Genomic DNA, 11,255 nt, shown 5'->3' on the forward strand with positions numbered 1-11,255 from the left:
TGCAAAATGAGATTTTACAAAAAGAAAAATGAGGACATCTTTTGATAGACCAATTTTCAACTATTGACTGGCTTGTATTTGCCTCTTATGGCTTGATTCTGCTTATTTCTGGATACGCATTAAACCGCAATGCAAATACCACGCAAGATTATTTCCTGGGAGGAAATACGATGCCTATTTGGGTTGTAGGTATTTCGGTGCTTGCAACTAGCCAGTCAGCCGCCACATTCTTAGGTGGCCCTGATCAGGGATATCGAGGAGATTTAACGTACTTGGCCACGAATATTGCAGGCTTTATTGCCGCTTTCTTTGTCGCGACTTTTCTTATGCCGAGGTTTTATGCATTAAAGGTTTATACCGTCTATGAATTACTTCAGCAGCGCTTTGGCAAAAATGCGAAATATCAGGCCGGTATGGTGTATCTAAGCGGAAGACTTTTTGCCAGTGGCGCTCGCCTGTATATGGCTGCGATCGCCGTGGCGATGATTTTATTTGGCAATATTGATGCGCAAAATGTTATTTCATCTATTTTGATTATTGCCAGTGTGGGCTTTTTATACACTATGTATGGGGGAATTCGCAGCGTTATTTACTCCGACGCGATCCAGTGTTTAGTGTATATAAGCGCCGCATTACTAGTGCTTGGCTATTTATTTACCAGCATTCCGGTTGATACAGCGACCATTATTCACACTTTACAAAATCCAGCGCCTGGCGAGGCCTCAAAACTTACTCTGTTTGATTTTTCTTTGGATTTTTCGAGTGCCGGGGTATTTAGCTTTTGGTCAATCATAACAGGCTTTGTACTTCTCAACATCGCCGCTTTTGGTCTAGATCAGGACGTCACACAAAGAATGCTCACTTGCAAAGATTCAAAAAGTGCAACAAAAGCATTGGTTTCCTCTATTTTTATGGGGATCCCTATTGTGCTTATATTTGTGTGTATTGGTTTACTCTTATACATTTATTATCAGCGGCCCGATATAATGGCCCAAGCGCCTGGCAATGAAGTTGTTCCAGAATTTAGCGGTCAAACAGTGACTATTTTTATGTATTACGTACTGACTGACTTGCCTAACGGAATAAAGGCCATTGTTACCATAGGCATCATAGCAGCGGCACTTTCAACACTTAATTCAGGCCTTAACTCAATGTCGTCTGTTGCCATTCAGGATATTTATCGCGGACTGATCATGCGCGGAAAATCGCTTAGCGAGGCCGAGCTTGTTCGAGCAGGTCGCATCAGTATGGGAGTGGTTGCGCTAGCTTTATCAGGTATGGCAGCGCTTTGTTATTACTGGCAACAATATACCGACACTCCTCTTCTTGCATTTGCTTTAAGCGTGATGGTTTTCTCGTACAGTGGCTTATTAGGCGTGTACTTTACCGCGCTCTTTAGCCACAGAGGCTCACCATGTTCGATTGTGCTAGCTTTACTTTTCGGGTTTATCACGCCCGTATTAATGCAGCCTTACGTGCAAACGCTATACTTACCTGAGCATTGGCAATTTGATTTAGGCTTTACATGGCAGTTAATGATTGGTACGGGTATAGCTTTACTCGTTTGTTTATGCGGACGCAATAATAACCAAGACTTGAGTGATACAACTCAAAACAACCAAGCGACAGGGAGTGAAAGATGAGCAATTCATCATCAGATCTAATTCAACAGCTTGATACACTGGTTTCAGAAGGACGAAACCCTGATACGATGAATCTCGATCAACTCAGCACACTCGAGTTGTTAAAGGTGATCAATAATGAAGATCAAAAAGTTGCACACGCAGTTAGAGATGCCATTCCCGCTATCGCGAAAGCGACTGACAAGATTGTTGATTCGATTAAAGCTGGTGGACGTCTTATCTATTTAGGCGCTGGCACAAGCGGCCGTTTGGGCGTGTTAGATGCGGTAGAATGCAGACCAACGTTTAGTGTGCCAGACGATTTAGTCGTAGGCTTAATCGCTGGTGGTGAGCGAGCTTTGATCCACGCGGTGGAAGGAGCAGAGGACGATAAATCTCTTGCTGTAGAAGACTTAAAAGCAGAAAAGCTAAGTGCAAAGGACATCGTGGTTGCGATTGCTGCCTCAGGCAGAACGCCTTATGCAATAGGCGCACTTGAATATGCCAAGCAACTGGGTTGCAAGACAGTTTGCCTGGTGTGTAATCCAAGCGCACCAATGTTGGATATCGCTGAAACGGGTATCTGCGTTACCGTTGGGCCCGAGTGCTTAACAGGCTCAACTCGCATGAAGTCAGGCACCGCTCAGAAAATTGTGCTTAATATGCTAAGTACCGCAAGTATGGTGAAACTTGGCAAGGTATATGAAAATCTTATGGTAGATGTCAATGCCACCAATCAAAAGCTGGTGGCAAGGGCAATTCGAATCGTCATGCAGGCAACGCAGTGCAGTAAAGAGGAAGCAGAAACGGCACTAAAGGCTGCCAACAATAGAGCGAAAGTCGCCATCCTTATGTTGCTCACGAACACATCACTAGAGAACGCAGAGGCGATGCTTCGTAAACACAACGGATTTCTCCGCAATGCCTTGTAAGCAAGCATTGAGATATCAAACCTTCGCCCCCTTGATAAGCATCCTGATCTTAAGTGTGGTGATGTGCGCCAAGGTTTATGCAAAAGCTTCAGATACCGAAACAGTTATAATGGGCGCTGAAAGACTGCACGTTTACTTACCCCTTTTGCATAAGCAACGCGTTGGTCTGGTGGTAAATCAAACATCAGTTACGCGTCACGGTCATTTGCTTGATTTATTACTGGCAAATGATGTCGATGTAAAAGTGCTATTTGCGCCTGAGCATGGGGTGCGAGGGGAAGCGGGTGCAGGTGAGCACATTCAAAGCGGCGTTGACTCTAAAACTGGCGTAGTCATTCAATCTATCTATGGTGCGAATAAAACACCACCCGATTCAGTCATGGAGAAGCTTGATGTCATTATTTTTGATATTCAGGACGTGGGGACTCGATTTTATACCTATATAAGTTCAATGCATTATATGATGCAAGCTTCAGCCAAGCATAATGTTCACTTTATTGTACTTGATCGTCCTAACCCAAATGGCGCGTTTGTTGACGGTCCGGTGCTGGATTTACAATTTCAATCGTTTGTGGGTATGCACCCGATACCCGTATTGCATGGTTTAACCGTAGGTGAACTGGCGCGAATAATTAAAGGTGAAAAATGGATTGAAGACGCTGAAAAGCTGAAACTTGATGTCATCACCATGCAAGGCTACCGTAAGGACTTACTCTATAGTTTACCGATTGCCCCTTCTCCCAACTTACCAAACGATCAGGCAATTCAGTTGTATCCTTCCCTTTGCTTTTTTGAAGGCACTGCCGTGAGTGTGGGCCGGGGAACCGACGCGCCATTCCAACAAATAGGCCACCATAAGGTCAGCTTAGGTCCACATACGTTTACGCCTGTCTCACGCCCACAGACTGCGCCCAAGCCTAAATTAGAAGGCGAGCAGGTCTTTGGTCTTGATTTACAAACGGACAAGACACAAGGTTTATCTTTGGAATTTATTATCAACGCATACAAAGAATTTGCGCAAGAAGACGAAACATTTTTCACGGCACCTGATTTTTTCGACAAACTGGCAGGGACAGATGCATTGCGACTGGCGATTGAAAATGCGAAATCCGAGGCAGAGATTCGTCTCACTTGGCAACGCGAACTCAACGAGTATAAAGCAATGCGCAGCGCATATTTACTTTATCCACTGCACAAGTATTAATATTCAAGCGTTTATTTGCGTGGCTTTAGAGGTTTCTAAACTGGGCCACCACGGAGCGAGATTTCTCTAATAGCGCGCGTTTGTCGTTAGATGCCTGCATTAAGGCGATAAATAACATATCAATAACGAGTTCTTGTGCAGTTCGGGCTAAAATTGACGAAATCCGAGTGGCGGCCTCTTCGGCCACAGAATACAAACGCAAATCCGCAAAACTTGATACCGGAGTATCGCCAAATTTAGTGACTGAAATGACTTTGGCCTTATTTGCCCTCGCCTCATTTACTACATTAACTACTTCTCGCGTCGCCCCAGACTCACTTATTGCAAACACTAAATCATTTTTTGTCATAGTAGAAGCAAGCGCAAGTTGAGCGTGGCCATCTACCTCTGAGAGCGCCAAAATACCGAGCTTTTGAAGCTTAAAGGCAAAATCTTTTCCTACCAAGGCTGAGCCGCCTATTCCCGTAATTAAAACACGCCGTGCATCGCTTAACATCGCAACGGCTTTGGCAAGTGATTGTGCATCATTAAGCTCTTTGGTTTGATTTAATACTGCAATTTTACTTTGTAAAAGCTTATTTGCCATCGTGGCGTAATCGTCATCAACGGCTATGCTACCGTGAAGCGTTTGATGGTCGGTGTCTGCATTTTTTAAATCATCAAGCACTGCCATCTTGAGTGCCGGGTAGCCCTTGTATTTTAGCTTTTGCGCAAATTTGACGACCGAACTTTGACTCACTCCAACGGTTGATGCCAGCTTTTGAGAAGATAGATCACGAAGTGCATTAGGCGACCTTAATATAAACTGTGCCAATTTTTCTTCGCTATTTGATAGCGTCGGAAGTAATGCTTTGAGTTTTGAAAATGCGGCCATGTGTCCCTTCGTACTATTCGTGACAATTCACAGAACACCAATTATGAGAATATTGTTAACTATATTGGAATACTTTATTCGTAAACAAACAAAAATCATAGAATAATTTGCAAATTCACCTGCTTATTCGCTATCGTTAGCGCACATTTTTCCATTTATCTGTAATTTATGGCCTCTGTGATCCGTCCTTTGCTTAGTCAACTCAACCGCTCTCATATTAGACATTTTGATATTCAGCCCTTAATTGAAACGCTCTCTCATGAACAGGCTATTCACGTTTATCACGAAGGAAACTCATTTGAAGGAAGAAGCATTAAGCGGATCCGTTTTGGACATGGCCCTATCACAATATTAGCCTGGACCCAGATGCACGGCAATGAGGCAACTGCTACGGCTTCTGTGTTTGATCTCTTGGATATACTTCTTGCTAATGAGCAAGGAACCGAAGGTTTTGGGTCACTTTTTACCATCGATATTGTCCCGATGCTTAATCCTGATGGAGCCGAACGCTGCATCCGGCACAATGCACAAGCCATTGACATCAATCGCGATGCCATGGCGCAGCAAACTTTGGAAGGGCGAATTCTTTTGCGATTGGTAGATGAATTATCGCCAAAAGTGGCATTTAACTTACATGATCAGTCACCCTACTATCAGTGTGGAACAAACGGAAACCCATCAACCATCGCATTTTTGGCACCAGCGTTTGATGTCGATAAATCTATTGATGAAAGCCGTGCGCTTGCCATGACCTTGATCTCAAAAATGAGACAGGCAATTGCACCGCATATCCCTGAATGTATCGCACGCTATGATGACACCTTTTCGCCTCGCTCGTTTGGTGATCGTATTGCAGGTAAAGGAGCTGCGACCATCCTGATTGAATCGGGTGCGGCACGAAATGATCCAAACCGTCAGATTGCGCGAAAAATGAACGTGGTAGGCATGCTCAGCGCGCTTGAGTTTCTGGCCGCGAAAGAAAATGGCGAAGTTTCTGAAAAAGAGTGTGATCAATTAAAAGACAGCTACTGGGAAATTCCTGAAAATACCAGCGAAACTCTCTCCTCTTTAGTCATTCGGGATTTGCATTTTGTAGGACAGCACAGCTACAAGGCTAGCGTTAGCATCAAACAAACTGCGCGCTATTCTAATGCATTTTTTATAGACGCGGTTGGCGATTTGGGCGTGCAGGCTGGGCTTGAAGAATTTGATGCGAGCGAGCTTAGTTTTGAGCCGGGTAAAGTTCATACTTTACAAGCCCCTACAATTTTAACGAACGACAGCTATCATGAGTGGCTGAAACAGGGAGTGATTCAGTTTCAGGGAGAAATTCATAACATGGATAATCAATCTGATTATCCGGTTTTGCTAAATCAACCAATCCCGGCAGACCCTAGAGCTTTAATATTACAACAGCCCGCATACTTCTTAATGAAAAAGGGCAGCCAAATTAAGGCAGCAGTCATTAACGGCAGGCTTATTCGATTAGAAGATTAACAGGCGCCTTTCCGATGGGCTCATGATTATCAAGAAGGACCTCAACAAAAGTTTCAAAACTAGGTGCAAAGAGCAGCATGTTGTCTTTGTCTTCGCTATTTTTTACACGCGGATACACTTGATAATCGTAAGATGCGTAAATAGCGTCAAAGTCGTTAAATTGGCGCTGAGTTACGTAAGGGCTTCGCTGTAAAAAAAGGATGGTGAACTTCTCATTGCCTTGTGCAGTTTGAATCAAACTATCAAGCTTACTCTCCTGCTCTTTGAGATTTTTACGTTGTTGAGGGCTCATCCCCTCAAATTCGCGACTTTCGTAAAAGGATAATGCCGGACTGATGTCGCCAATTATAATTATATTTTCATTCGGTTTTGTATCAATGGTTTCACTTAAAAGACTATTGCATCGAAATTGAGTAAACCCTTTTAAATCAAAGCTGGCAGCCAGAGCTTGGCAACGCCTTTTATCAGACATGACCGCATAAATGCTCCGATCCTTTTTAAGCGGGAATAATGGGTGATTCGGTGCTTTTATTTGCGTAAAGCTTGCCTTTGAAATATCGTCTGCCAGATTGTCCGCAACCGTCAGCATGCCACGACTTTGAAACCAGTCAGATAAGGCTTGCTCCTTTTTCTTTAAACTTAAGGTCGCTTGTTCAGCAAGTTTTCGTTGCGTCTTATGCGCGATTATTCGTTTATAGGACTCAACAAGGTGTTTTTGCAAAGACCGATCTTTCTCAATTTGCAGGCTTAAGTCATCAAGCATTTTCGAAAATGAATTTGCCTCCTCTTTTGTAGAAATTTTAAACGGCATAAGCGCAATATCAGCCCCTGCTTCAAAGGCTTTCATCACCGCCTCTCGTTCAGTGTAAAACTGACTGATAGCGGCCATATCCAGTGCATCGGTTACGATAATGCCATCAAAACCCATTTGTTCTCTGAGCAGTTCTGTCAATATCTTTTTAGAGAAGGTTGCAGGTGTGATGGTTTTATTGCCATCTTTGCTTCGAAATACTGAGTCATCTAGTTCAGGGTATTGAATGTGAGCCGTCATGATCATATCAAGCTCTGCGTGATTGATAGCCTGAGCGAATGGATATAAGTCGACTGACTTGATTGTGTCCAAAGTGTGGTCAACCCGAGGAAGACCAAGGTGGCTATCGGTATAGGTATCGCCGTGTCCCGGAAAATGTTTTGCAACCGCTGCAATATCGTATTTCTGTAGCTGCTGAATATAGCTAATTCCTAAGTCGGCCACCTTTTGCGGGAACTGAGAGTAAGCACGTACATTTATAATTGGATTTTCAGGATTACTATTTACATCCAGCACCGGTGCAAAATTGAGGTTAAAGCCGAGGGCTTTTAACGCCTGTGCCGTATAGCTTGCTGTTTGCTGAGTCAATGAAATCGCATTTTTCTCGTCGACCGCAGCTAAAGCCATATTGCCTAAAAAGCTTTGAAAATGCTCGCGAGGTAAACGCATAACACGCCCTCCTTCCTGATCTAATCCAATATAAAGAGGAATTTGGTGTCCTTTGGCATTGGCAACTTGTAGGTCGTGGATTAGGGACAGTGTTTGATTTGGATTGACCAGATTTTCTGAGAAGAGGATTACGCCACCCAGCTTATTCTCGCTTAAAAATGCCTCTATAGCAGACGGTAGCTGTGTCATTGGTTTAAGGCATACTCCGCTTTTTTGTTGAGACGGCGCGTGTAAAGCTGTCGAATCAGGCTCACAAAAATAGCGTAAATCGATAATCATCTTTTGTGCGATCATGTCGCGAATATCAACGTTTACAATGTCGATTTCAGAAGCTGAGAGCGCCTTGCATGGCAATATATGAAGCAACAAAGTACTTATCAAAATGAATCGTAAAAATCGAAATTGCATGCCTATGCCGCCCCTTTGTACATAGTTTAAATGTAAATTTTATTAACATTTACCTTAATTTTTAGCGAAAAAACAAGAAATCATCGTTTATTTATCAATCACTTTTTAATCTAAATAGCTGAAAAACATTTATAAATAATTTATTAACATATCTTGTCACATTTTTGGAATAATTTATTATTTACATTATTTTTGGTTGTGCTAACTTGAACAATACAAGGGCTCACAAACGATTGCCATAAAAATAATAAGCGCTTTCTGGCCCTTGTGTACTACGGTTTTTCACTTTGAGAAAAGTAGATTGAGCATAGCTTTATTCGCCTATGCGATAGAGACTCACTCACCTGCAACATGCATCAACTAGGGAGAATGCACAGTGAAGTTAAATAAAATTGCACTCGTGCTAGCGATGTCGGGATTGAGCGCAAATGCGCTGGCCCAGCAAGCTGCCACACAAGAAGAAACAACAAACAATACGGTAGAGCGCATTGAAGTTACCGGCTCAAGCATCAAACGCACCAGCATAGAAAGCGATTTACCTGTAACGGTTATATCACGAGCTGAAATTGATGCTGCTGGTATTACCTCTGCTGAACAACTATTTTTACAACTTAACATCGCCTCCAACTCCAATGACAACCTTGCGAGTAATGCAGGTATCGTAGGGGGTGAAGAGCGCGGAAACAACGGTGCATCAAGCGCTAACTTGCGTCAGCAAGGCGCCGGCTCTACCTTGGTTCTGTTAAACGGACGGCGAATAGCGACACACGGTCTTAAAGGCCGTTCGGTTGATTTAAACTCAATTCCTTTTGCGGCGATCGAAAGAGTTGAAGTCCTGCGCGATGGCGCGTCTGCCGTTTACGGAACAGACGCGATAGGCGGTGTAATTAACTTCATTTTGAAGAAAAATTACAACGGTCTTCAAGCTCAGGCCTTCGCCGATCATACTGAAGCGGGTGGCGGCAATATATACCGCATCAATTTACTGGGTGGAACGGGTGATTTAAACAAAGACGGATTTAACATCATGGGTTCTTTGTCGTATAAGTCAGCTGAAATTCTTCGTGGTAATGATAGAGACTTTACAAATACCTTTCAGCCTGAGCGAGGCTTATCGCCTGATACGCGTGGTGCGCCCTATGCCTCAGTAAACAACAGGCCAAGTGGTGACGATCCAACAAGCAGTAACTTCAACCTCATTGGTACCGGACTTACAAATCCAAATACGGGCCTAACAAATGATGTACTTAACGTACTTGCATTACCGGGGCAGCCAGGTTGTGATGCCATCGAAAATATGGGACCAGACGCGGCTGATTTATGGAACCGCTCTCGTAACCTGGGTGTAAGCTGTGCCTGGGATTATCCTCGCGCATCGGTGTTACAACAGCCCGTTGAAAATATTGACTTTGTTGGTCGTGGGACGATGCAGGTAGGCGAGAATTCAGAAGCGTTCATTGAACTGCTTGGTTCTGAAGTCACGTCGAAAAAAGTATTTGAGCCCAATCAGATAACACCATGGGCAATCGGTTCTGATGGCTGGTATCCGAGCACGGGAGCATCCTACGATTATGTTGTTAATGCACTATCTGATTTCTATGGTGCTGATCAACTTAATATCGGCGCACCTATCGCCTATCGTTGGCGCTGCATGGAGTGCGGACCTCGTGAGATTGAAACTGTTACAACTGCCTACAAAGTACAGCTTGGCATTGAAGGTGCCTGGGGTGACTGGGATTATAAAGCTGGCTTGTCACAGTCATCAAATGAGGCAGAATCAGAGCTGGGCGGCGGCTATCACTATACGGAGCAGTTGGCGCAAGCGATCGGTTCAGGCGTAGTGAATCCATTTGTACTACCCGGTAATTCGCAAACTCCTGAAGCACTTGCCGCATTAGATGCCGCATCTGCGCGAGGCGTGACCTTATTTGGTGGCAAAACCACTATGATCCAGCTGGATGCCTCCATTTCCGGTGATACAGGGTTTGAACTCGGATTGGGCGGAGACACAATTTATGTGGCTGCTGGCGTAGATTTGCGCCGTGAAGAGTACGAGTTTAATGGCGACAGAGAAGCTGCTGACCAGGTGCCTGACATCTACGGAGCGCCATTTGATGAAGCAAACTCATTAGATGATGTAAGCCGTGATATTAAAGCGGTGTTTGTAGAAGCATTGGTTCCGGTTGTAGAACAGCTCGAATTAAACATTGCTGTTCGCCATGATGACTATGATGGTTTTGGCGGTACGACTAACCCTAAGTATGGCTTTAAATTTACGCCGATGGAAGAGTTATTGTTCCGAGGCGCATATAGCACTGGCTTTAGAGTACCCAGCTTTAATCAGCTGTTTAATGGCATTACGGAAGAGCCCTACACGGGAACCGATCTGGCAAACCCTTTCTTGTGTCCGGACGGAATACCTGACGCGACCAATCCTCAGTGTCAGCCAATCACACCAACAATTCTATTTGGTGGTAAACCCGACTTGGGGCCTGAAGAATCCACCCAATCAAGTTTAGGGGTAGTGTTTGCTCTGGATAATTTTGTATTTAACGTGGATTGGTGGGAAATAGAGATTGAAGGCACCATTCAAACACCTGATTTTAGAGAACTGATTGAAAATCCGGAGCTTTATAGAGACAACTATATATTCGCATCTGATGGCAGTATTCAATCCATTGACAGGCGCTTTATTAATGCGGGTGGTCGAAAGACCAGCGGTATCGAAGTGGGTATGAATACAACCTTTGAGGCTGGCCCGGGTACAATGGGTCTGAACTTCAACGGCAGTTATCTGATTGAAGATATCAAACAAGAACGTGATGACGCTGAATTTGGTCCTAATTTAGTTGGAACACATTCACGCGGTAACATTCCACTTCGCTGGAAGCATACCTTTGCAGTCAATTACGCATACGATGATTTTATTCATACTTTAACGCAAATATATCGCCATAGTTATGACGATGAAACGCCTCCAGGCGTTGCCTCAGGTGAAGCAAATCCGCCCCTTTATGACGGTGAGGTTGGCTCGTATTTAATTTATAACTACAGCCTGACTTACGAGGGTATTGAAAATACGCAGTTAATATTTGGCGTTAAAAATCTCTTTGACCGAGATCCGCCCTTTACTGCGCATCAAAATGACTTCTCACCTGGCGCAGCTTTTGACCCACGCGTTGCTGACCCAAGAGGCCGGTCGTATACTTTGCAAGTCACTTATGACTTTTAAGTAAGC

General features: G+C 44.0%; 7 protein-coding genes. 5 read left to right on the forward strand and 2 right to left on the reverse strand.

All coding sequences use genetic code 11. The features are described 5' to 3' along the window. Positions 1-41 precede the first annotated feature (41 nt). From D6V41_RS16770 to D6V41_RS16780, 3 genes are read left to right on the forward strand one after another with little or no spacing between them, the layout of a single operon-like run. Positions 42-1,643: a sodium:solute symporter gene (locus D6V41_RS16770; protein WP_136252705.1), complete on the forward strand. Its 1,602-nt coding sequence runs from the start codon at positions 42-44 to the stop codon at positions 1,641-1,643. Beyond that, complete coding sequence (gene murQ, locus D6V41_RS16775) at positions 1,640-2,554, forward strand: N-acetylmuramic acid 6-phosphate etherase (RefSeq protein WP_136252706.1); 915 nt, start codon at positions 1,640-1,642, stop codon at positions 2,552-2,554. Before D6V41_RS16770 ends, murQ begins: the two co-directional genes overlap by 4 nt. After that, on the forward strand, positions 2,544-3,758 hold the full coding sequence (locus D6V41_RS16780) for an exo-beta-N-acetylmuramidase NamZ family protein (protein WP_136252707.1): 1,215 nt from the start codon (positions 2,544-2,546) through the stop codon (positions 3,756-3,758). The genes murQ and D6V41_RS16780 overlap by 11 nt, the downstream gene beginning before the upstream one ends. Positions 3,759-3,783: 25 nt before the next feature. Here the strand turns inward: D6V41_RS16780 and D6V41_RS16785 are convergent, their stop codons facing one another. Next, the gene (locus tag D6V41_RS16785; RefSeq protein WP_136252708.1) at positions 3,784-4,632 is read right to left on the reverse strand and encodes a MurR/RpiR family transcriptional regulator; all 849 of its coding nucleotides are present in this window, start codon (positions 4,630-4,632) and stop codon (positions 3,784-3,786) included. Between the two features lie 168 nt (positions 4,633-4,800). Here D6V41_RS16785 and D6V41_RS16790 point away from each other — a divergent pair, with 168 nt between their 5' ends. Beyond that, positions 4,801-6,129 (forward strand): M14 family zinc carboxypeptidase, encoded by a 1,329-nt coding sequence (locus D6V41_RS16790; protein ID WP_136252709.1) that lies wholly within the window; start codon positions 4,801-4,803, stop codon positions 6,127-6,129. Here D6V41_RS16790 and D6V41_RS16795 read toward each other — a convergent pair. Beyond that, entirely contained in the window at positions 6,110-8,017 is a 1,908-nt protein-coding gene (locus D6V41_RS16795) for a glycoside hydrolase family 3 N-terminal domain-containing protein (protein ID WP_136252710.1), read from the reverse strand. The two genes, D6V41_RS16790 and D6V41_RS16795, sit on opposite strands and share 20 nt — an antisense overlap. Positions 8,018-8,393: 376 nt before the next feature. Here D6V41_RS16795 and D6V41_RS16800 point away from each other — a divergent pair, with 376 nt between their 5' ends. Continuing rightward, complete coding sequence (locus D6V41_RS16800) at positions 8,394-11,249, forward strand: TonB-dependent receptor domain-containing protein (RefSeq protein ID WP_136252711.1); 2,856 nt, start codon at positions 8,394-8,396, stop codon at positions 11,247-11,249. The last annotated feature ends 6 nt before the right edge of the window (positions 11,250-11,255 follow it).

The sequence above is a fragment of the Ningiella ruwaisensis genome, from assembly GCF_004798935.1.
Classification (GTDB): domain Bacteria; phylum Pseudomonadota; class Gammaproteobacteria; order Enterobacterales; family Alteromonadaceae; genus Glaciecola; species Glaciecola ruwaisensis.